Annotated in this window: 26 protein-coding genes, 3 pseudogenes and 1 riboswitch; of the genes and pseudogenes, 22 read left to right on the plus strand and 7 right to left on the minus strand. The window is 70.3% G+C overall.

Annotation, left to right across the window (positions count from 1 at the left end; all coding sequences use genetic code 11):
- Positions 1–34: 34 nt before the first annotated feature.
- Positions 35–865 (minus strand): IclR family transcriptional regulator, encoded by an 831-nt coding sequence (locus ADL01_RS04935; protein ID WP_053740649.1) that lies wholly within the window; start codon positions 863–865, stop codon positions 35–37.
- Between the two features lie 48 nt (positions 866–913).
- Between ADL01_RS04935 and ADL01_RS04940 the strand changes: the two genes are divergently transcribed.
- The 7 genes from ADL01_RS04940 (at position 914) to ADL01_RS04970 (ending at position 7025) form a co-directional block, all read left to right on the plus strand.
- On the plus strand, positions 914–2626 hold the full coding sequence (locus ADL01_RS04940) for an IlvD/Edd family dehydratase (protein WP_053740650.1): 1713 nt from the start codon (positions 914–916) through the stop codon (positions 2624–2626).
- Between the two features lie 162 nt (positions 2627–2788).
- Positions 2789–3787: a 1,2-phenylacetyl-CoA epoxidase subunit PaaA gene (gene paaA / locus ADL01_RS04945; protein WP_053740651.1), complete on the plus strand. Its 999-nt coding sequence runs from the start codon at positions 2789–2791 to the stop codon at positions 3785–3787.
- Positions 3784–4080 (plus strand): 1,2-phenylacetyl-CoA epoxidase subunit PaaB, encoded by a 297-nt coding sequence (gene paaB / locus ADL01_RS04950; protein WP_078960327.1) that lies wholly within the window; start codon positions 3784–3786, stop codon positions 4078–4080. Before paaA ends, paaB begins: the two co-directional genes overlap by 4 nt.
- A gap of 22 nt (positions 4081–4102) precedes the next feature.
- Entirely contained in the window at positions 4103–4975 is an 873-nt protein-coding gene (gene paaC / locus ADL01_RS04955; protein WP_053740652.1) for a 1,2-phenylacetyl-CoA epoxidase subunit PaaC, read from the plus strand.
- Positions 4969–5481, plus strand: a complete 513-nt coding sequence (gene paaD / locus ADL01_RS04960) for a 1,2-phenylacetyl-CoA epoxidase subunit PaaD (RefSeq protein WP_053740653.1) — start codon at positions 4969–4971, stop codon at positions 5479–5481. Before paaC ends, paaD begins: the two co-directional genes overlap by 7 nt.
- Entirely contained in the window at positions 5481–6581 is a 1101-nt protein-coding gene (gene paaE / locus ADL01_RS04965) for a 1,2-phenylacetyl-CoA epoxidase subunit PaaE (protein WP_053740654.1), read from the plus strand. Before paaD ends, paaE begins: the two co-directional genes overlap by 1 nt.
- 42 nt (positions 6582–6623) lie before the next feature.
- The gene (locus ADL01_RS04970) at positions 6624–7025 is read left to right on the plus strand and encodes a ferredoxin (protein WP_053740655.1); all 402 of its coding nucleotides are present in this window, start codon (positions 6624–6626) and stop codon (positions 7023–7025) included.
- Positions 7026–7029: 4 nt separating this feature from the next.
- On the opposite strand, the gene ADL01_RS04975 is transcribed toward ADL01_RS04970, so the two are convergent.
- On the minus strand, positions 7030–7614 hold the full coding sequence (locus ADL01_RS04975) for a histidine phosphatase family protein (RefSeq protein WP_053740656.1): 585 nt from the start codon (positions 7612–7614) through the stop codon (positions 7030–7032).
- Between the two features lie 156 nt (positions 7615–7770).
- Positions 7771–7853: riboswitch (cobalamin riboswitch) on the plus strand.
- Between the two features lie 61 nt (positions 7854–7914).
- Here ADL01_RS04975 and ADL01_RS04980 point away from each other — a divergent pair.
- The 5 genes from ADL01_RS04980 to ADL01_RS05000 all read left to right on the plus strand — a co-directional run bounded on the left by ADL01_RS04980 (position 7915) and on the right by ADL01_RS05000 (position 11064).
- Positions 7915–8136, plus strand: coding sequence for a CbtB domain-containing protein (locus tag ADL01_RS04980; protein WP_053740657.1), 222 nt, complete (start codon positions 7915–7917; stop codon positions 8134–8136).
- A gap of 25 nt (positions 8137–8161) precedes the next feature.
- Positions 8162–8941, plus strand: a complete 780-nt coding sequence (locus tag ADL01_RS04985; protein WP_053740658.1) for a CbtA family protein — start codon at positions 8162–8164, stop codon at positions 8939–8941.
- 154 nt (positions 8942–9095) lie between these two features.
- Positions 9096–10274, plus strand: coding sequence for an acyl-CoA dehydrogenase family protein (locus ADL01_RS04990; protein WP_053740659.1), 1179 nt, complete (start codon positions 9096–9098; stop codon positions 10272–10274).
- A 125-nt stretch (positions 10275–10399) separates the two neighbouring features.
- Positions 10400–10801, plus strand: coding sequence for a hypothetical protein (locus tag ADL01_RS04995; protein WP_053740660.1), 402 nt, complete (start codon positions 10400–10402; stop codon positions 10799–10801).
- Positions 10786–11064: a hypothetical protein gene (locus ADL01_RS05000; protein WP_053740661.1), complete on the plus strand. Its 279-nt coding sequence runs from the start codon at positions 10786–10788 to the stop codon at positions 11062–11064. Before ADL01_RS04995 ends, ADL01_RS05000 begins: the two co-directional genes overlap by 16 nt.
- Before the next feature lie 11 nt (positions 11065–11075).
- Here the strand turns inward: ADL01_RS05000 and ADL01_RS05005 are convergent, their stop codons facing one another.
- Both ADL01_RS05005 and ADL01_RS05010 read right to left on the minus strand, forming a co-directional pair.
- Entirely contained in the window at positions 11076–11423 is a 348-nt protein-coding gene (locus ADL01_RS05005; RefSeq protein ID WP_053740662.1) for a hypothetical protein, read from the minus strand.
- Positions 11424–11581: 158 nt separating this feature from the next.
- Positions 11582–12082: a GNAT family N-acetyltransferase gene (locus tag ADL01_RS05010; RefSeq protein ID WP_053740672.1), complete on the minus strand. Its 501-nt coding sequence runs from the start codon at positions 12080–12082 to the stop codon at positions 11582–11584.
- Between the two features lie 667 nt (positions 12083–12749).
- Between ADL01_RS05010 and ADL01_RS44500 the strand changes: the two genes are divergently transcribed.
- Entirely contained in the window at positions 12750–12926 is a 177-nt protein-coding gene (locus ADL01_RS44500) for a hypothetical protein (protein WP_159049454.1), read from the plus strand.
- Positions 12927–13909: 983 nt separating this feature from the next.
- Here ADL01_RS44500 and ADL01_RS05020 read toward each other — a convergent pair.
- Positions 13910–14581: a DsbA family protein gene (locus ADL01_RS05020; protein ID WP_053740664.1), complete on the minus strand. Its 672-nt coding sequence runs from the start codon at positions 14579–14581 to the stop codon at positions 13910–13912.
- A gap of 124 nt (positions 14582–14705) precedes the next feature.
- On the opposite strand from ADL01_RS05020, the gene ADL01_RS05025 reads away from it, so the two are divergent.
- Complete coding sequence (locus tag ADL01_RS05025; RefSeq protein WP_053740673.1) at positions 14706–15608, plus strand: helix-turn-helix domain-containing protein; 903 nt, start codon at positions 14706–14708, stop codon at positions 15606–15608.
- Between the two features lie 1025 nt (positions 15609–16633).
- On the opposite strand, the gene ADL01_RS05030 is transcribed toward ADL01_RS05025, so the two are convergent.
- Positions 16634–17569, minus strand: a complete 936-nt coding sequence (locus tag ADL01_RS05030; protein WP_053740665.1) for a LysR family transcriptional regulator — start codon at positions 17567–17569, stop codon at positions 16634–16636.
- Positions 17570–17694: 125 nt separating this feature from the next.
- Between ADL01_RS05030 and ADL01_RS05035 the strand changes: the two are divergent.
- From ADL01_RS05035 to ADL01_RS47155, 4 genes and pseudogenes are all read left to right on the plus strand, one after another.
- Positions 17695–18704 (plus strand): annotated as a pseudogene (locus ADL01_RS05035) (fumarylacetoacetate hydrolase family protein).
- On the plus strand, positions 18701–19672 hold the full coding sequence (locus tag ADL01_RS05040; protein WP_053740666.1) for a cyclase family protein: 972 nt from the start codon (positions 18701–18703) through the stop codon (positions 19670–19672). The pseudogene ADL01_RS05035 and the gene ADL01_RS05040 overlap by 4 nt, the downstream one beginning before the upstream one ends.
- A 48-nt stretch (positions 19673–19720) precedes the next feature.
- Positions 19721–19846 (plus strand): annotated as a pseudogene (locus tag ADL01_RS47150) (FAD-dependent oxidoreductase); the annotation flags it as partial.
- 171 nt (positions 19847–20017) lie between these two features.
- Positions 20018–20143 carry a hypothetical protein gene (locus ADL01_RS47155; RefSeq protein ID WP_267889897.1) on the plus strand — a complete coding sequence of 42 codons (126 nt, stop codon included), beginning with the start codon at positions 20018–20020 and terminating at the stop codon, positions 20141–20143.
- 246 nt (positions 20144–20389) lie between these two features.
- On the opposite strand, the gene ADL01_RS05045 is transcribed toward ADL01_RS47155, so the two are convergent.
- The gene (locus tag ADL01_RS05045; protein ID WP_159049455.1) at positions 20390–20641 is read right to left on the minus strand and encodes a hypothetical protein; all 252 of its coding nucleotides are present in this window, start codon (positions 20639–20641) and stop codon (positions 20390–20392) included.
- A 353-nt stretch (positions 20642–20994) separates the two neighbouring features.
- On the opposite strand from ADL01_RS05045, the pseudogene ADL01_RS47665 reads away from it, so the two are divergent.
- From ADL01_RS47665 to ADL01_RS05065, 4 genes and pseudogenes are all read left to right on the plus strand, one after another.
- Positions 20995–21110, plus strand: a pseudogene (locus ADL01_RS47665) (fumarylacetoacetate hydrolase family protein); the annotation flags it as partial.
- Between the two features lie 123 nt (positions 21111–21233).
- Positions 21234–21428, plus strand: coding sequence for a ferredoxin (locus ADL01_RS05055; protein WP_053740668.1), 195 nt, complete (start codon positions 21234–21236; stop codon positions 21426–21428).
- On the plus strand, positions 21425–22570 hold the full coding sequence (locus ADL01_RS05060) for an NAD(P)/FAD-dependent oxidoreductase (protein ID WP_053740669.1): 1146 nt from the start codon (positions 21425–21427) through the stop codon (positions 22568–22570). The genes ADL01_RS05055 and ADL01_RS05060 overlap by 4 nt, the downstream gene beginning before the upstream one ends.
- 10 nt (positions 22571–22580) lie before the next feature.
- Positions 22581–23771, plus strand: a complete 1191-nt coding sequence (locus ADL01_RS05065) for a cytochrome P450 (protein WP_053740670.1) — start codon at positions 22581–22583, stop codon at positions 23769–23771.
- Positions 23772–24138 lie beyond the last annotated feature (367 nt).

The following is a 24138-nucleotide window of genomic DNA, read 5'->3' on the forward strand; positions in this document are numbered from 1 at the left end:
GGGGTGGGGGTTGGCGGGCTGCCTGGGGCTGTCGTCATCGGTGCGGCCGCGCCAGTGGGCCGAGCAACTCCCGTATCTCGTCGACCGCGTCGACCAGGGTGTGCAGCGGCGTGCGGTACGTGAGGGCGCTGACGCTCACGGCGCCGGAGGGTGTCGTCGGCGAGGTCGCGTACACGGGCAGGGAGAGGCAGTTGACGCCGGGCTCGTTCTCCTGGTCGTCCACTGCGTGACCCCGCTCGCGGACGGCCCGCAGATCGCCGTACAGGTCGGCGGCCGTGCACAGGGTCCGGGGTGTGCGGGGGGCCAGGGGCGAGTCGCCTATCCAGGCCTCGACCTCGGCCACGGTCGCCAACTCGTGGGCGAGCAGCGCCTTTCCGACACCGGTGGCGTGGGCGGGGTTGCGGCCGCCCACCGTCGACGTCAGACGGACGGCGCCGGCCGGCGGATCGACCTTGGCGCGGTAGACGACCTCACGGCCGTCGAGGACCGCGTAGTGCGCCGTCTCGCCGAACCGGTCTGCCAGCGCCTCCAGTACCGGACGTATGCGGACGTGCTCGGGGCGTTCCTCGTGGTGGGCGAAGGCCATCCGCAGGAACTCGTCGCCGAGCACATAGTGACCGCGGGCGCCCTGGTCGGCCAGCCCGGCCCGGCGCAGCGCCACCAGCGCCCGGTGCACCGTCGGTTTGGGGCTGCCGATCACCTGGGTCAGCTCCTCGAGGCCCACGCCCTCGGGATAGCGCGCCAGCTCCTTGAGGACGGCGAGCACCCGGTCCGACCCGACGAGACGCGCCGCGTCACCGTCGCCACCGGCGGCTTCCTCACGCACGGGGGCTGACGCGCCGCCATGTGTCTGCCTATGCTCCATGATATTCCGAAGAATAGACCACCGTACCAATTGCTGGAAAGGTCGACCGTGAAGCTTCGCAGCGCGCAGTGGTACGAGGGGCAGGGGCGCAACGCCTACATCCACCGGGCCTGGATGCGCCGGGGCGCACCGGACGACGCCTTCACCGGCCGGCCGCAGATCGCCATCGCCAACACGGCCTCGGACCTGACCCCCTGCAACGCGCACCTGAACGAGGTCGCGGCCTCCGTCCGCAACGGTGTGTACGAAGCCGGGGGCATCCCGCTGGACCTGCCCGTGGTGTCGCTCGGCGAGACGCAGGTGCGGCCCACCGCCATGCTGTGGCGGAACATGGCGGCGATGGCCACGGAGGAGATGCTGCGGGCCAACCCGATCGACGGTGTCGTGCTGCTGGGCGGCTGCGACAAGACGATTCCCTCGCTCCTCATGGCCGCCGCCTCGGTGGACCTGCCCGCGGTCGTCGTGCCCGGCGGACCGATGCTGACCGGGACCTTCCGGGGGACGCCGCTGGGCTGCGGCACCGACGTGTGGCGGCTGTCGGAGGAGGTGCGGGCCGGCACGCTCTCCCAGGAGCAGTTCACCCGCTCCGAGTCGGCGATGATCCGCAGCCGGGGGCACTGCAACACCATGGGCACCGCCTCGACGATGGCCCTGGTCGCCGAGGCCCTGGGCACGGTCGTGCCGGGGGTGGCCGGTACTCCGGCGCCCGACAGCCGACTGCTGGAGGCCGCCCACGGCACTGGCGGACTGGCGGTGGACATGGTCGCCGCCGACCGCCGCCCGGCCACCTTCCTGACCCAGGCGTCCTTCCACAACGCGATCGTCGCCCTGGCCGCCATCGGCGGGTCCACCAACGCCGTCGTCCACCTGCTGGCCATCGCCGGCCGCCTGGGCGTCCCCCTGTCGCTCGACGACTTCGACCGGATCGGCTCCCGCGTCCCCGTCCTGGTGGACCTTCAGCCGGCCGGCCGCTTCCTGATGGAGGACTTCCACCGCGCCGGGGGCCTGTCCGCTGTTCTGCGGGAGGTGCGCGACCTGCTCGATCCCGACGCGCTCACGGTCACCGGACAGCCGCTGGTGGACCATCTCGACGACGCGCCGATCTGGGACGCGGAGGTCATCCGCACGCGCGCGAAGCCGCTGGTCGCGGAGGGCGGTATCGCGGTCCTGCGCGGCAACATCGCCCCCGACGGAGCGCTCGTCAAGCCGGCGGCGGCCTCACCGCACCTGCTGCGTCACCGGGGCCGGGCCGTCGTCTTCGACTCGATCGAGGACTTCCACGCCCGCATCGACGACCCGGATCTCGACGTGGACGCCGACTCCGTGCTCGTGCTGCGCGGCTGCGGCCCCAAGGGCTACCCGGGCATGCCCGAGGTGTCCAACATGCCGCTGCCGAAGAAGCTGCTGGAACAGGGCGTGCGTGACATGGTCCGGGTCTGCGACGGCCGGATGAGCGGCACCGCCTACGGCACCGTCGTCCTGCACGTGGCCCCGGAGGCGGCGGCCGGCGGCCCCCTCGCCCTCGTCCGTACCGGTGACGTCATCGACCTGGACGTGGCGGCCCGGCGCCTCGACGTCGACGTACCCGCCGACGAACTCGCCCGCAGGACCCCGAACCAGGCCACGCTCACAGGCTTCGCCAACCCCCGGCGCGGCTGGGAGCGCTTGTACGTCGACCACGTCCAGCAGGCCGACACGGGCGCCGACCTGGACTTCCTGATCGGCTCCAGCGGCTCGGAGGTGAGCCGGGAGTCGCACTGACGGGAGGGCTGGTCCAACCGTCGGGCGGCAACCCTCGACCTCGCGCGCCGCCCATGGCCGCACCCTGAATCAGGATCCCGGCGATGCCGGCAAGGCTTGTGCGGGCGGGAAAAAGCCGTCACACTGGTACCGAACGAATGGTCGGTTGGGGAGCGGGTATCGATGACGACGACACACTCCGCCGCCTCGGACACGGACAGTGCCGGGCTGGACGGCGATGGGCTGCTCGAACAGCACTTCAAGGCGACGATCGCGCGGGACCGCCGGATCGAGCCGCGCGACTGGATGCCCGAGGGCTACCGGAAGACGCTGGTCCGGCAGATCGCCCAGCACGCGCACTCGGAGATCATCGGCATGCAGCCGGAGGGTGACTGGATCACGCGCGCGCCCTCGCTGCGCCGCAAGGCCATCCTCTTCGCGAAGGTCCAGGACGAGGCCGGACACGGGCTGTACCTGTACTCCGCCGCCGAGACACTCGGCGCCGACCGCGCGGACCTCACCGAGCGGCTCATCGAGGGCCGCCAGAAGTACTCGTCGATCTTCAACTACCCGACGCCGAGCTTCGCCGACGTCGGCGTGATCGGCTGGTTCGTGGACGGCGCGGCGATCTGCAACCAGGTGCCCCTGTGCCGCAGTTCGTACGGGCCGTACGCGCGCGCGATGGTGCGCATCTGCAAGGAGGAGTCCTTCCACCAACGGCAGGGGTACGAGCTGCTGATGACGATGATGCGCGGTACGACGGACCAGCGCGCCATGGTCCAGGACGCCGTCGACCGCTGGTGGTGGCCCTCGCTGATGATGTTCGGCCCGCCCGACGACGCCTCGCCCAACTCCGCGCAGTCCATGGCCTGGAAGATCAAGCGGCACACCAACGACGAACTGCGCCAGCGCTTCGTCGACATGACCGTCCCGCAGGCCGACAAGCTCGGCGTGACCCTGCCCGACCCGGAACTGCGCTGGAACGAGGAGCGCGGGCACCACGACTTCGGCACCCCGGACTGGGACGAGCTGACGCGCGTCATCAAGGGCGGCGGCCCCCGCAACACCGAACGGGTCGCACGGCGTCGTACCGCACATGAAGAGGGCGCCTGGGTGCGCGAGGCGGCCACCGCCCACGCCGCGAGGCAGCGCGCGCGGGCCGCGAAGGAGGCAGTGGCATGAGCGACAAAGTGTCGGGCGAGTGGCCGCTGTACGAGGTGTTCGTGCGCGGCAAGCGCGGGCTGAACCACGTACACGTCGGCTCGCTGCACGCGGCCGACGACCGGATGGCACTCACCCACGCGCGCGACCTGTACACCCGGCGCAACGAAGGCGTGAGCATCTGGGTGGTGCGCTCCGAGCACATCGCCGCCTCCTCGCGCGACGAGAAGGACCCCTTCTTCGCCCCCAGCGCCGACAAGGTCTACCGCCACCCGACCTTCTACGACATCCCCGACGACGTCCCGCACATCTAGCCCGGGGGGAGGAGCACCGCACATGAGCGGCAGCGAGAGCGCCACCGAGCACGAGCACGACCACGACGACGACCACGTCTATCTCTCCCTCGCCGAGGGCCACGACGACGGCAGCGACGCCCGCTGGGCCTTCGGCACCGGCTTCGAGGACCCGCTGTACGGCGTCGACACCTCCGTGCCCGACGGCGTCGACGCCGGGGAGCTGGCCGCGACCTGTGTCGAACTGGCCGACGACGCCCTGGTGTCGGCCCAGCGGCTGGCCCAGTGGTGCACCCGCGCCCCCGAGCTGGAGGAGGAGGTCGCGCTCGCCAACATCGGCCTCGACCTGCTCGGCCAGGCCCGGCTGCTGTACGCGCGCGCGGGCCAGGTCGACGGCACCGGGCGCGGCGAGGACGCGTACGCCTACTTCCGGGACGCCGACGATTTCCGCAACGTACGCCTGGCCGAACTGCCCATCGGGGACTTCGCGTTCTCGATCACGCGGCTGCTGGTGCTGTCCAGCTGGCGGCTCGCGCACCTCGAACGGCTCGCCGAGCACCGCGATCCGGTGCTCGCCGCGATCGCCGCGAAGGCCGTCAAGGAGCTGACGTACCACCGGCAGTACGCGGCCGAGTGGGCCGTCCGGCTCGGCGACGGCACCGACGAGTCGCACCGACGGATGCGCGCGGCCCTGGACCAGGTCGCCCCGTATCTCGGCGAGTTGTTCACGGCGTACGACGTCCAGGGCGAGGTCGTCGAGGTGCTGCGGCAGGTCACCGAAGCCGCCGGGCTGCCCATGCCGTCCGTCCCAACGGCGGGCGGCTCCGGACGCGGCGGGCAGCACACCGAGCATCTCGCCCCGCTGCTCGCCGAGTTGCAGAGCGTGGCCCGCGCCCACCCGGAGGCGACATGGTGACCGTGACCGCGATCGAGGACGTCCGGCGCGCCCGAGGCATCGCCGAGCGGGTGCCGGACCCCGAGCTGCCCATGCTGACCCTGGCCGACCTCGGAGTCCTGCGGGACGTGGAGATGACCGGCGACGGGACAGTGGTGGCGAGCCTGACCCCGACCTACTCGGGCTGCCCGGCGATGGCGGAGATGCGCGCCGCCGTCGCCGCCCGGCTGCGGGCGGCGGGGTACGCGCGCGTGGAGATCCGCACGGTCCTCGACCCGCCCTGGAGCAGCGACTGGATCACCGAATCCGGCCGCCGCAAGCTCACCGAGCACGGCATCGCCCCGCCCGTCGCCGCACCCCACGGCCCGGTCGTCCTCTCCCTCCTGCCCACCCGGCGCACGGTGCCCTGCCCCCGCTGCGGCTCGCCGGACACTGAGGAGACCTCCCGCTTCGCAGCCACGTCCTGCAAGGCCCTGTGGCGCTGCCAGGCCTGCCGCGAGCCGTTCGAGTACGTCAAGGAGATCTGATGGCCGCGCCCACCGCCCCGACCGCCGTTCCGGTACGCCGCCGCCCGGTCTTCCACGCTTTGAAGGTCGCCGACGTACGACGACTGTGCGCGGACGCGGTCACCATCGCCTTCGAGGTGCCGGCGGACCTGGCCGAGGAGTACGCCTTCACGCCGGGCCAGTCGCTCACCCTGCGCCGGCAGTTCGAGGGGCGCGAGGAGCGGCGGTCGTACTCGATCTGCGCCCCGGTCGGCGAACAGCCCCGTATCGGCGTACGGGTGGTGCCCGGCGGCCTGTTCTCGTCCTGGCTGGTCGACGGCGTGCGCCCCGGGGACGTGCTCGACGTGATGACACCGACCGGCGCCTTCACCCCTGACCTGACCGCCACCGGCCGCCATGTCCTGATCGCCGCGGGCTCCGGCATCACCCCGATGATGTCGATCGCCGAATCGGTTCTGGCCGCCGACGACCGCTCACAGGTCACCCTCCTGTACGGCAACCGCCGTACGGACACCGTGATGTTCGCGGACGAACTGGCGGACCTGAAGGACCTGTACCGCACGCGATTCCAGCTCGGGCACGTACTGTCGCGCGAACCCCGCGAGGCCGAACTGCTGTCGGGGCGCCTCGACGCCGAACGGCTCGCCGCGCTGCTCGCCGGCCTCGTCGACGTCCCGGGCACCGACCACTGGTGGCTGTGCGGACCGCACGGCATGGTCCGCGACGCGCAGAAACTGCTGGCGGAACTGGGCGTCCCCGCCGAGCGCGTCCACCAGGAACTCTTCTACGCCGACGACCAGCCGCTGCGCCAGGTCGAGCACGCGGACGCGGTGGTGGAGGGCCCGGTGAGCCGGGTCACGATCACCCTGGACGGCCGTTCCACCACGACCGCCCTGTCCCGGGAGGCGACCGTCCTGGACGGCGCCGCGCGCACCCGCCCGGACCTGCCGTTCGCCTGCAAGGGCGGCGTCTGCGGCACCTGCCGGGCGCTGGTCACCTCGGGAGAGGCGGACATGCGCCGCAACTACGCCCTCGAACCCGCCGAGGTCGCCGCGGGCTACGTCCTGACCTGTCAGTCGTTCCCCGTCTCGGAGACACTGACGGTCGACTACGACAGCTGAGGCAAGGGGTTTGGCGGGCCCGGCCGAGGCAACCCGAACGATGTGACCCCTTCGATTGCGCAACAGGAACTCTTCCGATTCCTCGAGGACCGTTTCGCCTGTGCCCAGGCGTGCACCGAGTGCGCGCGGGCGTGCGCGCTGCGCGCGAGCCTGGCGGACCCGGACGGGCCCGCCCCCGAGGCTCTCGCGCGCCGCAAGGGCATCCTCTGCGCGGAGGTGTGCGACGCGACGTGCCGGCTGCTCTCGGAACAGTCGGACCTGGACGAGGCCGCCCTCCGTGCCCAACTGGACTGGTGTGGCACGGTCTGCCTGGAAACCGCCCAGGTTTTCGACGACCACCCCGGTGGCGAGGACGCGGCGAAGGCGTGCCGCGAGTGCGCACAGGCGTGCGCGGACTTCGCGTGGACGCTCAACACCCCGGAGACGGGGCGCGACGGCGGATAGGTCCCTACTCCGCGTGCGGGGCCCCCAGTTGCCACCCCGCCCGCACGTTCCAGCGCCCCGCCCGGCCGCTCAACTCCGTTGCCGTCAGCGGCGGAACGTCGATCCGCCAGAACGCCGACTCGGGCGCCCCCAGAGCCCGCACTGTCGCAGCTCGCACGACCTCCGGTTCGACGACCGCGACCGACCGGCCCGCGACTCGCGCCACCGAGTCGTCCAGCCAGCGGAAGACCCGCTCGCACAACGCGTGCACCGACTCACCGCCGTGCGGGCCCGACCGAGGGTCCGTCAGCCACTGGGCCAGCGCCTCCGGTTCCCGCTCCGTCACCTCGGTGAGCGTCGCGCCGCGCCAGCGGCCCACGTCCAGGCCCCCAGGACCGTCCAGGGAGCCGGCGTCGAGGCCCAGCGCCTCAGCCGTCTCACGGCAGCGTGCGGTGGGGGAGACCCAGACCGCGGAGACCGGCGGGAGCGTCCCCGCAGCGGCCCTGGCGAGCCGCAGACCCGACGCGTCCAGCGGGCAGTCGTCGTCGAAACGGGCCTCCCGCAGGGCGGCGCTGATCGCCGGTGAGATCAACATCACTCGGCTTGTCATCCAGTCGCTCCCGCGCTCATTCTGCCCCAATGTCGTTGTCATGTACGGAACTTGAGGCAGCGTAGGGCGTACCGGCGCACCGTACGCCGCCCCGTGCGCCCTTGGCCGCGGCCCCGCTTCACGGTAAGTTCTCGTCGATATTGACGACGGTTCGACGGAAGCCGGTGAGAATCCGGCACGGTCGCGCCACTGTAAGCCCCGTACGCACCCGCCTGGTGCGGCCCGGGGGCAAGTCAGACCCGTGACTGTCGTCCTCCGCACCACCGATACGGGACGCGAGTTCCCCCAGGAGGTCCTGTCATGGCCCAGTCCGCGATCCAGCCGACCGCTGCTCCCACCGCCGTACCCGCAAAGCTGCCGATCGGTGCGATCGCCCCCTGGGCGGTCTTCTTCGGCGTGCTGATGCTGGTGCTGCTCTACTTCGTCGGCGCCGAACAGGGCGCCACCTCCGTCGTCTCCGGCGAGGGCGTGCACGAGTGGGTGCACGACGCCCGTCACCTGCTCGGCTTCCCCTGCCACTGACGACGACAGGGAAACGTACGAGCTCATGAACTCCGCAACTGTACGAGGCCTCCTGGTCCGCGGCATGCTCGCGGGCCTGGTGGCCGGTGTGCTCGTCTGGGTCGTCGCGTACCTCTTCGCCGAGCCGCTCGTCGACGACGCGATCGCGTTCGAGGAGATGCACGAGGCCCACCACGGGCACGCCGAACAGGCCCTCGTGTCCCGCGCGTTGCAGTCCACCGTTGGTCTGGGGACCGGCGTCCTCGTGTACGGCGTGGCGTTCGGCGGTATCGCGGCCCTCGCGTACTGCTTCGCGCTCGGCCGGATCGGCCGCTTCGGGCCGCGCGCGACCGCGCTGCTCCTCGCGGGGGCCGGCCTGCTCGCCGTGTACGTCGTGCCGTTCCTCAAGTATCCGGCGAACCCGCCCGCCGTCGGCAACCCTGACACCCTCGACCAGCGCACCGCGCTGTTCTTCCTGATGGTCGCGCTGAGCGTGCTGCTGGCCGTCGGCGCGGTCATCCTGGGCAAGCGTCTCGCGCCGCGCCTGGGCAACTGGAACGCGACCCTCGCCGCGAGCGCCTTCTTCGTCCTGGTTGTCGGACTGGCGTACGCGTTTCTGCCCTCGTTCACCAACGAGGTCCCGGCAGGTTTCTCCGCGAGCCTGCTGTGGCGCTACCGGGTGGCCACGCTCGGCATCCAGGCGACGATGTGGACCGCGTTCGGCCTGGTCTTCGGGCTGATGGCGGAGCGGCTGCTCACTCCGAGGACGGCAGCGGCCGTCGGCGCGAGTGGTGCCGAGCCGCAGGCAACTCCCGTGGCGCACTGAGCGGTTCGTCGCACTGCCTTGAGGGGGTCCCGGACATCCGGGACCCCCTCAAGGTGTGTGCGGACCCGTATGCGCACCGCCATTCCCAATTCCTGGAACACGTTCTACCGTGTGCGCCGACAGGACCGGCCCTGGGGAGCCAGCAGGAGGCGCCGTGCATCTCGAATACTCGCCCGAGCAGCAGCGACTGCGCACCGAACTGCGCACCTACTTCGCCGAGTTGGTGCCGGACCGCGCCTACTCGCGGTTCAGCGACCATGTTGCCCAGAAGCGCTTCTACCGCGAGACCATCCGCCGCCTCGGCGCCGACCGCTGGCTCGGCGTCGGCTGGCCCGAGGAGTACGGGGGACGCGGGCTGACCCCGATGGAACAGTTCATCTTCTTCGACGAGGCCGCCCAGGCGGGCGTACCACTGCCGCTCATGGCGCTCAACACCGTCGGCCCGACGATCATGCGGTACGGCACCGACGAGCAGAAGTCGTACTTCCTGCCGAAGATCCTCGCCGGTGAGATCGACTTCGCGATCGGCTACAGCGAGCCGGAGGCGGGCACCGACCTGGCCGCCCTGAAGACACGGGCGGTACGCGACGGCGACTCCTACATCGTCAACGGCCAGAAGATCTGGACGACGAACGGCGACACGGCCGACTGGGTGTGGCTCGCCGTGCGCACGGACCCGGACGCCCTGCCGCACAAGGGCATCACCATGCTGCTCATGCCGACCACCGACCCCGGTTACTCCTGCACCCTCATCCGCACCCTCGCCTCGCACGACACCACGGCCAGCTACTACGAGAACGTCCGGGTCCCCGTCGCCCACCGCGTCGGTGAGGAGAACCAGGGCTGGCGGCTGATCACCAACCAGCTCAACCACGAGCGCGTCACCCTCGCCGCCCACGGCACGATGGCCATCCGCTCCCTGCACGACGTACAGCGCTGGGCGATGGAGACGAAACTCGCCGACGGCCGCCGCGTCGTCGACCTGCCGTGGGTCCGCCGGCGCCTGGCGCAGATCCACACCAAGCTCGACGCGATGAAACTCCTCAACTGGCAGATGGTGAACGCCGTCCAGGAAGGCACCCTCACCCCCCAGGACGCCTCCGCCGTCAAGGTCTACGGCTCCGAGGCCCGCCGCGAGGCCTACGCCTGGCTCCTGGAGATCGTCGCCACCCCGGGCGCCCTCAAGGAGGGCTCGGCCGGCGAGGTACTCCACGGCGAACTGGAACGTGGGTACCGCTCCGCGGTGATCTTCACCTTCGGGGGCGGTAACAACGAGATCCAGCGGGAGATCATCTCGTGGATCGGGCTGGGGATGCCGAGGGTACGGCGCTGAGACGTGTTGTGACGAGGCTTTTAGCTGGCACAAAAGCGGGACAGTTGGCACTGAGCTCAACGCTCGGCGGCGGCGGTGCAGATCCCTCCGTGATGCTACTGACTGGGCTTTGAACTGCTCCGTTCGTGGACTGCGGGACGCTGTTCCGTCGCACCGCCCGCCGGATCCGCGAACGCTTCGAGCCGCGCTTCCCGGACGTCGCCCCGCCCCGATGCAGGCACTCGTTCGCCATGGCCACGCTGGAGAGACTGGTGGAGGGCCACTACCGGCAGGCCGCCCAGCTCGCCCTGGCGACGGGTGACGCCGCCGGGCTCGCGCTCTATCTGCTGAAGGCCGATCCGCTGCTGATCCTGCGGGACCTGTTGGGCCATTCCAGCGTGCTGACCACGGAAATTCACCTGAAGCGCCTGGACGTGCACCGCATCTACCGGGCGGCCTGGGAGAAGGCCCGCGACGACGTCGATCCGGCCTCGCTCACCGAGGCCGACGCCGAGTTCGAGGAGGCGGTCCGATGCCCGCCGAAGTGATCCGCGACCCGTTGTCGCTGAGGCTGTCGCTGCCCGGACACGAGACCTACGTGCTCACGATCGGGGACCTGCCCAACCCGGTACTGGCGGCCGATCTCGCCGAGGGGCTGGTGGCCGCAGTCCATCCGAACGGCCCGATCGCCAAGCCGGGAACGGCCAACAGCTTCTTCTACACGCTGCGCCGCGCCGTCCGTGAACTCGCCGACGCGGGCTTCACCGGGTCGGCGGCCGAGCTGACCCGGCCGGTGCTCGGGGCCTTCTGACTGCGCTCGCACTACCTGGTCGAATACCGCACACGCACGCTTCTGCGGGCTCTTGACCAGCGGCACCGCGTGTTGGCCGAACCGGTGCGGGACTTGAGCACCTTCGCGCCGGAGGGCAGTTCCAGTGTCGAGGTGTACGCGAATTGCTCGTCCCCGATCTTCGGCGTGGCCGACTTGGCGACCTTCACCTCGATAGGAGTTGTACCCGCCGTCATCGAGTAGGTGGGGCATGACGTGTAGGCGCCGAACAGTTCACGCAGCTTGCTGGAGAGGACCGAGGGGCGGTCGCTATGCAGTTCCTCGCCGAGCGTGGAGGCCGTGTTGTACGTGAAGCTGATCTCCGCCTTCGAAACGAACATCGCCTCGTCGCCGTTCTGCCCCAGTTTCTCGAGCGAAGCGCACCCCTGGACCGCGACGTCGTCGAACTCACCGCTGCTGGCCTTCTCCTGGACGGCAAGGCGCGTACCGTCGCCGGTTGAGACTCAGTGGTGCTTCAGACGCGGTGAGGCGCATCGCACTACCCCACGCAGACCGTGAAGTCGACGGTCGACCCTTGGACGGCCAGCCGGCCGAGCGACCTCATGATCTTGAGCACGCGCACGTTGTCCGAGCTGGTCAGGACGACGATCGAAGAGCAGCCGAAGCCGCGGGCCTGAGTGCGCGCAAATTGCACCAATGAGGTACCCAGGCCCCGGCTCTGCCAGGCGTCCTCGATCATGATGCCGAGCTCGGCTGCATTGGCCTCGGCCGTACGGACCAGGTTCATGGTCGCGATGATCTTGTCCGGAATGTCCTTGGGATGCGTGACCCAGGTGAGACTGCGGTCGGGACGCGTCAGGTGGACGAATTCGGAGAGGGACAGCGATCGTCGAGCGGCCAGGTAGCGGGCGAAGCGCGTCTGGAGTGAACAGCGCTCGTGGAGCTCGTTCACCGCGTCGAAGTCGTCGAGGGCCGCGGAGCGCGTGACGGTCTGGCTGGCGGCGTGGGCGTGACGGGCCGTTGCGGCGCCGGTCTGCAACGGCGCATGGGGGCTGAGGGCAGAGGTGGGCACGGCAGTCCTTGGCTTGTCGGGGCAGCGAGGGCTCACGACACCGTGCTGGACCGCGGCACCCGTCGGGGGGCTGGGCGGGGGCTACTGACCGGGGTCCGGCACGGCCAGTTGAAGTGCTGTACCCCGTGGCGGGATCGCGGCCCGTGGCAAGGGGTGTCGGCACCTCTTCTTGGGCCGAGGACCGGGCCCTGCAGCTGTGATTCGACGATACGACCCGTTGTTCCCGGAAGACCGCTGGGCCACCACATCCGACGAACTCCCCGACGTCATGTCTCGCAACGCGTCGGGCGCGTCGTAGGCAGGCGCGGGTCGGTTGTCGTTGCCTCCTCCCTCGGGCCGCGCTCGGAGGCCTGGACCCCGCCGTGGGCCACCTCCCCGTGGACCGGCCCGTGATCGCCGCCCCCCGGGGGCCTTTTGCTTTTCAGGAGCACTCCCGACGTGACCGGATTCCCCCCCTGGTCAGGGCCCTGCGCGTGGAGCGGAAGCGCCGTGGCGGGAGGGCAACCCCGCGAGGTTTCCCGCGCTTTGTGTGAGGGTGCGTGGGCCCATAGAGGGGCAGCACCGCCCCGGATTCCTGCGGGCGGGGCTGCCTGCCGGGCATCCGGCAGAAGGACCTCAGAAAGGGACCACGTACGTGAACACCAACCTGCCCGCCCCCGGCGGAGGCGACAGCCCGCGCCTGTTCGTCCTGCTCCTGGTGGCGGCCGCGGCCGCCGCAGCCGCGCAGAGCGAGGCATGGGCTAACGCTCTGGGAACTGCGGTCACTCTGTACTCCGTCCTCACCATCGGCAGCCAGGACCGGAGGAATTGACCATGGCCCGCACGAAACCGTCCACCGCCCACCTTGCCCTGGTCAGAGCCATCAAGGAGCACGGGTGCGAAGCCACCGCGATGCAGGTGGAGCGCTGGCAGCGACAGGGCTGGCTCCCCAAGGCATCGGCCTGGTTCGATCCCGACTCCCGCACGATTCGGCCCCTGATCATGGGCAGGGCCGTGTGGTTGGCAAGCAACGCGCGGGCTGGCCGCAGCATCGGTTGGTGGGGGTGGGTCTTCTGGGCTGTCGACGACACCCCGGACAGCGCCCAGCGGCTGCGGGCGGCCCTCGTCACGGTGCTGAAGCGACCGCTGGCACGCGCGGGAATTGAGAAGGTCCCCACCGGGAACTCCAACCGGGCCTTCCAGGCCCGCCAGGACGCTGCTGCCAGGAGGGGGACGAACCGCCGTGGGCCTCGGCGCGACCTGGACGCAACTCTGCGCGCCCACGCTGCCGAGGTCGGGCTGGAACTGCCCCGCCCGCGGGCGGCCGCCCTCCCGAGCATCTTTCACTGGTCCCTGATGGACTTCGGTGCCCGGCTGCTCCTCGGTGGCGGCGCCGACATCGCGATCGAGGACCTGCTGGAAGCGCTGGAACGGGCCATGCCGGACCACACCGAGGCGATCGCGCGCATTCGTGAGGAGCACCGGGAGGCCGAACTCGCCGGATCCGACCTGCTGCAGCATCCCCTTGCTCAGGGCATCTCCGGCATCGTGCGCACCGTCGAAAGGGCTGGCGACCAGGACCTGTGCCACGCCGTGCGCACCTGTACGAGAGCGACGGTCGTCCTCGAGGCGCTGATGCGGTGCGCCCCGGAGGAGCCGGAGATTCTTGCCTGGCTGACGGGGGATGTGATGTGGGACCAGTGGGCCCGCGTCGGTGGCATCACTCCGGAGGGGGCGTCCGGTCTGGCCGCCGTCGCCCTCAACACGTTCCAGTACATGGCCATGCCCGGCTGGGCCGCGGGGAGCGCAGCAGGCTCAGGCGGCGGTGGCGGCCAGGTGCTGGTCCAGCGCGCGGGTGAGGGCGTCGGCCGAGGCGACGGGGCCGCCCATGCGGTCGGTGCCGTGTGCGGTGTGCAGCAGGAGCGTCGGGTAGCTGTCGACGCCCAGTCGGCGCACCTGGTGGAAGTCGGCCTCCGCCTCGGCGCGAGCGGCGGGGGACGCGTAGGCCGCGGCCACCGCGTCCGGATCCAGCCCCAACTCGGCCGCGATGTCCCGGTAGACCTGCACGTCGGAGAGGCTGCGGCCGTCGAGGTACCAGGCGCGCTGCATGGCCGCGCCGGCTTCGAGGGCGTTCGCGCCCGGCTGGCTGCGCAGCGCGACCAGGCCGGCGGCGGCGTCGGCGGAGTCCATCACGACGGTGCCCTCGGCCAGCACCCGGCGGTAGCCGGCGCCGAAGGTGACGCCGGTCAGCTGGCCGATGCGCTCGTTGGCGCCGGGGACGTGCGGGTAGGCCGCCACCGGCAGGGCGCGCGACCCGGTGAACAGGCCGCCGGACAGCACCCGCAGCTCGATCCGGTCCGCGTTGGCGGCGGCGAAGTCGTGCAGGGCCGGGCCGAAGCCGTAGCACCAGCCGCAGTAGGCGTCGAAGGCGTAGGTCAGCCGCGCTCGGCCGATGGCGTGCTCCTGGTTCGCGGGTTCGGTCTTCATGAGGTACGTCGTCCTCTCCTTGGATCTGGTCTGCCTGTCAGCGGCCGCCGCGGTGGTGCGCCGCGGTCACACCAGAAACGTAGGAGCGAAATCCGGCGCGACCCGGATACGCTGGCGACTCATGATGGTCAGAACTGGACACCGAGCAGGAAAACGCATCCCTGATGTCGGTTTCGCTGCTCCCGTGGGGACACCGGCTGGGGTGGAGGTGCTCTCCCTGGCGGTCCTGCGCGAGCGGGCACCGGTCCGTTTAGGCAAGGGGCGGATCACGCTTCCCCAGCGCCCTGACTTCCACCACCTGATCACGCTGTCCGAAGGCCGACTGCGGCACACGGTCGACTTCACCGGCTACACCCTCGAACCGGGGGCCTGGCTGTGGGTGCGTCCCGGCCAGGTGCAGCAGTGGGGCGACCTCGAGAAAGCCGAGGGCACTCTGATTCTCTTCGAGCGCGACTTCCTCGACCCGGCCACAGTGGCCGCGGCCGGCCTGGACGAACGGCACGCGCCGCCGCTCCTCACGCCCGTCGGCGAGGACCGTTCAGCCCTGGAGATCGCGTCCGCGCACCTGGAGCACGAGTTCCACGCCCTGGGCCGCGTCCCGCTGGAGGCGCACGTGCTCATCCTGCGCCAGCTGCTCGGCGCGCTGGTCCTGCGCGCCGCCCACATCCAGGCCCCTGCCAGCCTGGCCCCTGACCCGGGCGAGCCGTATGTGCGGTTCCGTGCCGCGGTGGACCGCGACTTCGCCAGCGTCCGTCGCGTCGAGGACTACGCCCACGCCCTCGGCTACTCGGCGCGCACGCTCTCCCGCGCCACGCTCGCGGCCGACGGAGTCACCGCCAAGGAGTTCATCGACCGCCGCGTCCTGCTGGAGGCCAAGCGGCTGCTTGCCCACAGCGACCAGTCCGCCGCCCGGATCGCCGCGCAGCTCGGCTTCTCCAGCGCCACCAACTTCAGCAAGTTCTTCCACCGGCACACGGGCAAGAGCCCCCTCGGCTTCCGCGGCACGATCCGCGGCACGCAAAGCTGAGCCGGCCGGAAACGACACTCGTGGACTCCCAGGTCACCTGACGCGCAGGGGTGAACAGGCGTCGCGGAAGACGGTGAAGCTGCCGGCGTTCTTCCGCGAGCCTCTCGACGGGGCTTGCGTCGAATCGCCTTGCGGCCCAACCGTCCCGGAGAAATCAAGATCGCCCGGCAGATCCCGAGCCCGACAGGTCGCCGTCACCGGGCGGATCCGTCACCCAGCAGCCGGGGCGACCCAAAGACCCCGCGCCCGCTCATTCAGCTGCTCGCGTGGTGGCGCGTCTCCGCAACGCGGAGCACCACCACGCCCGGCGGAGCTGTCGAGGGTGACTTCGGCTTGGTGGTCGGCGTGGCCGCGGGGTCGTCAGAGGGCCCGGCAGGCGGCTTCGTCGTACCTGCGGGCGAGTCGTGATGAGGTTTGCCGGACGGCTGAGTCGCGGAGGTCTCCGTGGGCACAGCCGTGCCGGAGGGCGTTTTTTGAGGATCGGCCGACGATCACCGAAACGGGCTTCAGAGCCTTCAACAACTCCCTCAAAACACTTCGGTCCCCGTTCACTCAGCCGTGGACGACGCAGGCCCCGAACGCCCGGAACATCGAATCCCTCCACCGTTCACGCAGTTTGGACAGCGAGTTGGACGTAGCGAGCTTCGGCAGGCAGGAGCCGACGGCAGCCTGCCGGTCCAGCGCCCCCGGTGGCCCGCCCCCGGCCGGCGCCCTTGCTTCTCGTCGTAGTCGGCCACCGGCGCGATCCGCCAGACCAACCCGTGACCAGCAAAACACAGCTACCCGGACCACGCAGCCATAACAAAATCCCGAGCCGATCACTACATTCCGAAACGATCACTAAACCTGCACCTCAGAGCCCTCTGGCTCCCGAAGCTCACCGGAAACCCCAGCTCAGAGCCACACCACACCACAGCAAAAATCCTGAAACAATCACTAGATCCCCAGGTCAGCGCATCATCCACCTGGTGATCACTAGAGGATTTGTCAGAGGCACCCGACCTGGTCTGGGGCCCAGCCCATCCTCAACTCGGCGGACTGGAGATCGTGGGCCGCCCGGCCTTGACGGCCTCGGCGACCCGGGCCGCCGTCTCGCGCAGCCAGATGTGCGCCGCGTCGTGCGTGTGCACCGGGTGCCACCACATGGCTTCCTGGAGCGGCACGGCGTCGTAGGGCGGTTCCATGACGCGAACGGGGACGAGTCCGTCCAGCCGCTCGGCGAGACGTCCCTGGATGAGGGCCACCCGGCGAGTGCCGGCGACCAGGAGGGGCATCAGTTGGAAGCTGTCGACGGAGACCTCCACGCGCGGCTCGATACCGAGCATGCCGATCTGGCGGGCGGCGGGTGCGTCGTAGGTGCGCTGGTACGTCACCCACGGCAGCCGGGCCAGGTCGTCGAGGGTGAGGTGTTCGCCGACCTCGGGGTTGTCGTCGGCGACGAGGTAGACCCAGCTGTCCCGGTAGAGCTCGACCGTGGGGAAGCCGCTGATGATGCCGTGTGGCATCAACAGTCCGTCGGCGGTGCTCAGCAGTCCCCCGGTGTTGTCGATGAGTTCGATCGGTGCCTGTTTGAACCGGACTCGGATGCCTGGTGCCTCGGCGTGGATGGCGCGGACGAGTTCGGCGCCGAAGACGGCCACCGCGTAGTCGGAGGCGATCAGAGTGAACTCGTGCTCCTCGTGCGCCGGGTCGAAGTTGGCCTGGCTGGTGAAGAGGCGCTCCAGCAGGTCGCAGGCGGTGGCGGTGCGGTCGAGGAGGGCCAGGCCGAGGGCGGTCAGTTCGTAGCGTCCGCCGGCCCGGGAGAGCAGCTCGTCGTCGAAGTGGTGACGCAGCCGGGCCAGGGCGGCGCTCATGGCGGGCTGGCTGAGCCCGATGCGTCGGCCCGCCCTGGTGACGTTGCGCTCCTCCAGGAGAGCGCGCAGGGCGACGACAAGGTTGAGGTCCAGGCTTGCCAGGTTCACGGAACGTCCCAGTGCGGAGGCGGAAAACGTAGATTTATTTGTTCCATGGATTCGGATCATCCAAGGAATCGATTTCCCAGATCGTAAGTTACGGGCCAGATTAGTGGCACCGCAATCGGGAGGACATCTCCGTGACATCCGCAGCCGCGTCGGCACCCTTCACCCCCTTCTCCGGATCGTTCGCCATCGGCACCCTTTCGGCACCGGGCGAGACCAGGTTCCCGGGCCTCGTGGCCCCGGACTGCCAGGTGCTCGACCTGCGTACGGCACTGGGTGAACCGCGCTGACCACGCTCGCGCTCCTGGAGCGCTGGGGCGAGGAGCTGCCCCGCCTGCACACCCTCGCCAGGGACCCGACGCGCGACTGGCGGCCGCTGGCGGACCTGGCGGTGCACGCGCCCGTCGAGCCCCGGCAGATCTTCCAGTCCGGCGCCAACTACCAGCAGCACGTGATCGACCTGGCGGTCGCACACCGCCCCCCGGACGCCCCGGGCACCGTCGACGAAGCCCGCGCCGAGGTCGCGGCGGTCATGGACAAGCGGGCCGCCGAGGACCTCCCGTACGTCTTCATCGGCCTGCCGACCACGATCAGCGGTCCCTACGACGACGTGGTGCTGCCCGCTTGGGCCCAGAGGCCCGACTGGGAACTGGAACTCGCCGCGGTGATCTCCCGCCCCGCCTACCAGGTCACCGTGGAGGAGGCGCCGGAGTACGTCGCGGGCTACACCATCGCCAACGACCTGACCGACCGCGCGACCGTCTTTCGCCGGGACATGCCCCCGATCGGCACCGACTGGCTGCGCAGCAAGAACGCCCCCGGCTTCACCCCGCTCGGCCCGTGGATCGTCCCGGCCGGCTCCATCGCCGACCCGTCCGACCTGCAGGTCACCCTGAAACTCAACGGCGAGACCATGCAGGACGAGTCCACCAAGGACATGATCTTCGGTGTCGCACGGTTGGTCTCCTACATCTCCCAGACCGCCCAACTACTCCCCGGCGACCTGGTTCTGACCGGCAGCCCGGCCGGTAACGGCATCCATTTGGGCCGGCTGCTGCGCGACGGCGACGTGATGGACGGCTCGGTCACCGGGCTCGGCGCCCAGCGCACCCGCTGTGTCGCGGAGGAAACCCGATGAGCGCCGACCCTATCGACCGTACGGATCCCGAGGCGGCGATCGCCGAGGCCGCGAAGGCGTACTCGAACTGGGGCCGCTGGGGCGAGGACGACGTGCTCGGCACGCTCAACTTCCTTGACGAGGCCAAGCGCCGCGAGGGCGCAGCCCTGATCCGCGACGGCGTCAGCTTCTCCTTGTCACAGAGCTTCGACATGGACGGCCCGCAGAAAGGCTGGCGGCGGCGTACGAACCCGGTGCACACGATGCTCGCCACCGGCACCGATGCCGCTCTGTGCGGCCAGGGCTTCCCGCACGGTTTCGGCGGCGCCGACGACGTGATCGCCATGCCCTTGCAGTGCTCCACCCAATGGGACGGGCTCGGGCACATCTTCGATCACGGCAAGGCGTGGAACGGCCGCCCGGCGGAGAAGGTCGTCACCTCCGAAGGCGACCTGGTCACCGGTATCGAGCACATGGCTCCGCACGTCGCCGGGCGGGCTGTCCTCCTCGACGTGGGCCTGGTCATCGGCCAGGACGGCGAACTCCCCGACGGCTTCGCCATCACCGAGGAGCACCTGACCGCGACCGCCGCCTCGCATGGCGTGACCGTCGGTCGTGGCGACCTGGTCCTCGTGCGCACCGGGCGGCTGGCCCGCGCCCGTCACGAAGGCTGGGGCGACTACGCGGGCGGGCCGGCGCCGGGGCTGAGCTTCAGTACGGCCGGCTGGCCGCACCGGAGCGAGATCGCCGGGATCGCCACCGACACCTGGGGCTTCGAGGTGCGGCCCAACGAGTTCGACCACGCCTTCCAGCCGCTGCACCAGGTCGCCATCCCTCACATCGGTCTGCTCATCGGTGAGATGTGGGACCTCGACGCCCTCGCCGCACATTGCGCCGTCGACGGCCGGTACGAGTTCTGGCTCACCGCCGCACCACTGCCCATCACCGGTTCCGTGGGCTCACCGGTGAATCCCATCGCCGTCAAGTAACGCCCTGGACGGCCGGGCGAGCCGCGCCTGATCCGCGACCGCAAGCCGCTGAAGCAGTGGTCCAAGGGCGGCGCCACTCTCGTCGGCGACGCCGCGCACCCCACCTCCCCGTACGCGGGGTACGGCGCCGGTATGGCCACCGAGGACGGCTACTTCATCGGCCGCCACCTGGCCGAGGTGGAGCGACTACGCCGCTGTCCGCCAGGCACTCGACGCCTTCGAAGCCCCCCGCAAGCCGCACACCGCCCGGCAGTCCCAGCAGGCCTATGTCCTCGGGCAGGTCTTCCATCACGCGCCGCGCGCTCTGCAACCGATCCGGGACGCGATCCTGGACCGCACCCCCTGATGCAGAAGGTGGTCGGTGACTCCACCCCCCGCTCGATCCTCACTCAGCTCAGTGAGATCGACCGGGCCGAAGCCCGCTTCACCGCACTCCTCGGCCTCGGCGAGCCACACGACACCGCTTCCTGAACCGCGCGGCGGAGCCGCGCCCGCGCCCGGCCGGGGCGGCCGTTGTCCCAAAACAGCAGGCCGACCGACGCACGCCCCGGCACAGAACGCCAAGCGTTCATCGGGAAGTGCAGAACAACCCCTCCTACGCTCCACGACCATCGGTCAACGCATCGCTGGGATCCGACACCACCACGTCAGGCGGTCCGTCCCCTTGCCTTCCCCGGGGCTCCAGGATGCTCCACAAGGCAGGGCACCTTGGCGGGGCTATTCCGTCAGCGTGTCCATCGCCCGGTTGAGCAGTACGGCCAGGGGAACGGTGCCCTCACAGGCCACCCAGCCCGTCGCGGCCGCGTCCAGACAGGCGAGCGCCGCCCCGGAGAGCGCGTTCGGCCCGACCTCCTCCGGCTCGTCGGGGCTAACACCCAGCCGCCGGGCGATCTCCGGCTCCAGCATCGCCTGCCAGCTGAGCTGCTTCTCGAAGTGCCGGGCGCGCAGTGACGGAGTCTCCTGAAGCATGCGTAGATAGCTGAGCGTCGCCCGCCCCTGTATTTGTCCGATGGATCAGATCATCCAGAGAATCGATTTCTCATTTCCGAAGTCAGGGGCCAGATTAGTGGCAGCGCAAACGGGAGGGACATTTCCGTGACATCGCAGCAGCGTCGGCACCTTTCACCCCTTTCTCCGGACCGTTCGCCATCGGCACCCTTTCGGCACCGAGCGGGGCCAAGCTCCCGGGCCTCGTGGCCACGAACGGCCAAGTGCCCGACCTGCGTACGGCAGTGGGTGAAGCCCGCACCGACCAGGCTCGCGCCCCTGGAGCGCTGGGACGCGCCGAGATCGAGGCGAGCATGGACAAGCGGGCCGCCAAGGACCTCCCGCTCGGCCCGTGGATCGTCCCGGCCGACTCCATCGCCGACCGTCCGAACTCCAGGTCCCCCTGAAACTCAACGGCACGACCATGCGGGACGAGTCCGCCAAGGACATGAGAGGTAGTTGGACGTGAACGCCGGTCCGCCCTGGCGGCGAACCGGCTTTTCCTGCCCTGCTCCGCAGGAGCTTCGTTTCCTCCCCCGGCTGAAGCCGGAAGTATCCACGAAGGAGAAACCCGATGACCCGGATCGTGGTCGACTTCGACCGCTGCGAGGGCCACGGACTGTGCGAACAGACCGCGCCCGAGGTGTTCCGGCTCGACGACGAGGGCGAGTTGCACCTGACGCGTGACGAGGTGGACACGGAGTACGAGAGTGTCGTCGCGGCCGCCGTTCGGGTGTGCCCCGTCGCGGCGTTGAAGGTGCAGCCGTGAGGCGGATCGTCGTGGTCGGTGGGTCCATTGCCGCGGTCACGGCGGCGCAGAGCCTGCGTACCGAGGGCTATGACGGCCAGGTGACCGTGCTCTCCGAGGAGCCTCATCCGCCCTACTCGCGCGTGCCCCTCTCCAAAGGCGTGCTGGCAGGCCGGGAGTCGGTGGAGTCGGCTCTGCTGCCGCTCCCGAGCGAGGACATCGAGTTCCGTACCGGAGCACGGGCCGTGCGGCTCGACACGCACGGCCGTCTGGTGACCACGGCCGACGGCAACCGCATCCCGTACGACGGGCTGGTGATCGCCACCGGTGCCCGGGCACGCCGCCTCACCGGCGACAGCGACCTGGTGGTGCGCACCCTGGACGACGCCTCGGCCCTCGCCGCCAGGCTGACCACGGCCCGCAGCGCGATCGTGTTGGGCGGTGGCTTCCTCGGCATGGAGGTCGCCAGCACCTGTCGCGACCTCGGCCTGGAGGTCACCGTTGTCGACCTCGTACCGCCGCTGCTCAGGCTGCTCGGGCCGTGGCTGGCCGATCTCGTCGTCGCGGCCGCCCGTGACCTCGGCATCCGGGTCCGGGTCTCGCCGGACGGCGTCGACGTACTGGACGAACACCGCGTGCGCTGCGGGGAGTCGGTCCTGGAGGCCGACGTGATCCTCTGCGCGGCGGGCGACGTGCCCAACACCGAATGGCTCAGGGACTCCGGCCTGGCCCTGGACGCTGGCGGCGGCATCGTCGCCGACGCCTGCTGCCGCGTCGCTCCCGGCATGGTCGCGGCCGGAGACGTCGTATCACGCCAGGGGCGCCGGACTCCCCACTGGACCAACGCGGTCGAGCAGGGCAGGGCGGCCGCGGCGAGCCTGCTGCACGGGGAGTCGGCGCGGCCCTACCGGCCCGACCCCTATTTCTGGACCGAGCAGTGCGGACTCGATATCAAGATCAGCGGCGAACTCCCCCTCACCGGGACCCCCGAAGTCCTCGCCGGATCGGTGGACGACCGCAGCACGCTGCTGAGATGGCGCCACGACGGGGGTACGGCAACCGCCGTGGCCGTCAATCATCGATTTCCCGTCATCAAACTCAAGCGCCTCGGAGCTGGAGCGCCGACCCCAGCCCCTGCCGCCCCTGCGACAACCCCTACGTGAGGACGTGACCATGACCCTCCCGCACCTCGCCCCCTACGACCCGCTCGACCCCGCCCACAACGCCGATCCCGCGGCCCGGCTCGCCGAGGCCCGCGACCGCTGCCCGGTGTCCCAGCCGCGCCCCGGCGTGCACTTCCTCACCCGCCACGACGACGTATGGGACGTCCTCACCGACCATGAGGCGTACTCGTCCGTCGACAACTTCACCCTGGAAGGCGGTGCCACGACAGCCGACCTGCCAGCGGCAATAATCACCACGTTGGACCCGCCCGACCACACGGCACTGCGCGCTCGTCTCAGGCGCTGGTTCGCTCCCGCCGTGCTCCGCAAGCAGGAACCACGCGTTCGCGACATCGTGACCGACATCCTCGACGCGTGGCAGCCCGGCCAGAAGGCCGAGATCTACCACGACCTGGCCCGTCGGGTACCGACCCGGGTGGTGTATGCCTTCCTCGGTCTGCCGGAGGAGGACTGGGACCGTCTGCACACATGGGCCGACGCGATCGACGGCATCCTCCCGCAGGTGCCGCTCGACATGCCGGAGTTCGTGGCACTCACCCGCTATCTCGGAGAGCAGTTCGCCGCCCGGGCTGCCGCCCCGGCCACCGGGGAGGGCGTCCTGGACGGTCTCGCGCACCCCGCTGACGGCGAGCCGCCGCTCACTCCCGCCGAGGCCGTCATGCACGCCCTCCAGCTGATCCTGGCCGCCACGGACACCACCGCCAGCCTGATCACCAACCTCCTCCACGAACTACTGGCAGACCGCGGCCACTGGGAACGGCTGCTCGCCGACCGGTCCCTCATCCCCACGGCGATCGAGGAGTCGCTGCGCCGCGATGCGCCCCTGCAGTACGTTCTGCGCACTGTGACGCAGGAGCGGGAGATCTCAGGCTGCCCCGTCAAACCCGGCGACCGCCTGGCCGTCAGCCTCCAGTCGGCCAACTGGGACGATCGGGCCTGGGGCGCCGACGCCGGGGACTACTCTCTCGACCGCCCGGCGGGACAGGCCACTCCCATGACCTTCGGCTACGGCATCCACACCTGCCTCGGCGCACCACTGGCCCGGTTGGAGTCCCGTGTCGTCCTGGAACAGCTGCTGGAGCGCTTCCCCGAACTGCGGCTCGCTCCCGGCTATCGCCGTGAGCCCGCTCCGGGCCTGGTCATGGTCCGCCGCCCGGCTCGGCTCGACGTCGTGCTCTGATCTGAGCAGGGCTTCTCCCGAGGCCGGCGCCGTGCTCATCGGCTACGGCGCGCTCGGCAGGCCGGAAGCCGCACAGATCGTCGCCGAAGCGACAGCCCTGCTCAACCCCCTTCCACTGCCCTGCGCGCGCTGATTGCCCAGCAGCTCACACTGCGCAGCATCGAAGGTCCAGCGGCTCCGCCGCGAGCTGAGTACGTTCAGCCGTATTTCCCTGGCTCCCGTTCCAGGACAGTGGCAGGGGGAGGACGCCAAGGGCGTCGCCCCCCTGCCCCGCCGGTGATGTCACACCAAGGTGATCAGCAGGGCCGAGACCCAAAGACAGAAGACGTGTTGGGCCTGGTCGACGGAGTATCGGCCCTGCGGGTTC

It is taken from the genome of Streptomyces sp. NRRL WC-3618, assembly GCF_001280005.1.
In the GTDB taxonomy this organism is placed as follows: domain Bacteria; phylum Actinomycetota; class Actinomycetes; order Streptomycetales; family Streptomycetaceae; genus Streptomyces.

Bases quoted from the DNA above. Each gene is read 5' to 3' on its own strand.
- ADL01_RS04935 (WP_053740649.1), bottom strand. From the start codon at position 865: ATGGAGCATAGGCAGACACATGGCGGCGCGTCAGCCCCCGTGCGTGAG.
- paaA (WP_053740651.1), top strand. From the start codon at position 2,789: ATGACGACGACACACTCCGCCGCCTCGGACACGGACAGTGCCGGGCTG.
- paaB (WP_078960327.1), top strand. From the start codon at position 3,784: ATGAGCGACAAAGTGTCGGGCGAGTGGCCGCTGTACGAGGTGTTCGTG.
- paaC (WP_053740652.1), top strand. From the start codon at position 4,103: ATGAGCGGCAGCGAGAGCGCCACCGAGCACGAGCACGACCACGACGAC.
- paaD (WP_053740653.1), top strand. From the start codon at position 4,969: ATGGTGACCGTGACCGCGATCGAGGACGTCCGGCGCGCCCGAGGCATC.
- paaE (WP_053740654.1), top strand. From the start codon at position 5,481: ATGGCCGCGCCCACCGCCCCGACCGCCGTTCCGGTACGCCGCCGCCCG.
- ADL01_RS04975 (WP_053740656.1), bottom strand. From the start codon at position 7,614: ATGACAAGCCGAGTGATGTTGATCTCACCGGCGATCAGCGCCGCCCTG.
- ADL01_RS04980 (WP_053740657.1), top strand. From the start codon at position 7,915: ATGGCCCAGTCCGCGATCCAGCCGACCGCTGCTCCCACCGCCGTACCC.
- ADL01_RS04985 (WP_053740658.1), top strand. From the start codon at position 8,162: ATGAACTCCGCAACTGTACGAGGCCTCCTGGTCCGCGGCATGCTCGCG.
- ADL01_RS05000 (WP_053740661.1), top strand. From the start codon at position 10,786: ATGCCCGCCGAAGTGATCCGCGACCCGTTGTCGCTGAGGCTGTCGCTG.
- ADL01_RS05005 (WP_053740662.1), bottom strand. From the start codon at position 11,423: ATGTTCGTTTCGAAGGCGGAGATCAGCTTCACGTACAACACGGCCTCC.
- ADL01_RS05020 (WP_053740664.1), bottom strand. From the start codon at position 14,581: ATGAAGACCGAACCCGCGAACCAGGAGCACGCCATCGGCCGAGCGCGG.
- ADL01_RS05025 (WP_053740673.1), top strand. From the start codon at position 14,706: ATGGTCAGAACTGGACACCGAGCAGGAAAACGCATCCCTGATGTCGGT.
- ADL01_RS05040 (WP_053740666.1), top strand. From the start codon at position 18,701: ATGAGCGCCGACCCTATCGACCGTACGGATCCCGAGGCGGCGATCGCC.
- ADL01_RS47155 (WP_267889897.1), top strand. From the start codon at position 20,018: ATGCAGAAGGTGGTCGGTGACTCCACCCCCCGCTCGATCCTCACTCAG.
- ADL01_RS05045 (WP_159049455.1), bottom strand. From the start codon at position 20,641: ATGCTTCAGGAGACTCCGTCACTGCGCGCCCGGCACTTCGAGAAGCAG.
- ADL01_RS05055 (WP_053740668.1), top strand. From the start codon at position 21,234: ATGACCCGGATCGTGGTCGACTTCGACCGCTGCGAGGGCCACGGACTG.
- ADL01_RS05065 (WP_053740670.1), top strand. From the start codon at position 22,581: ATGACCCTCCCGCACCTCGCCCCCTACGACCCGCTCGACCCCGCCCAC.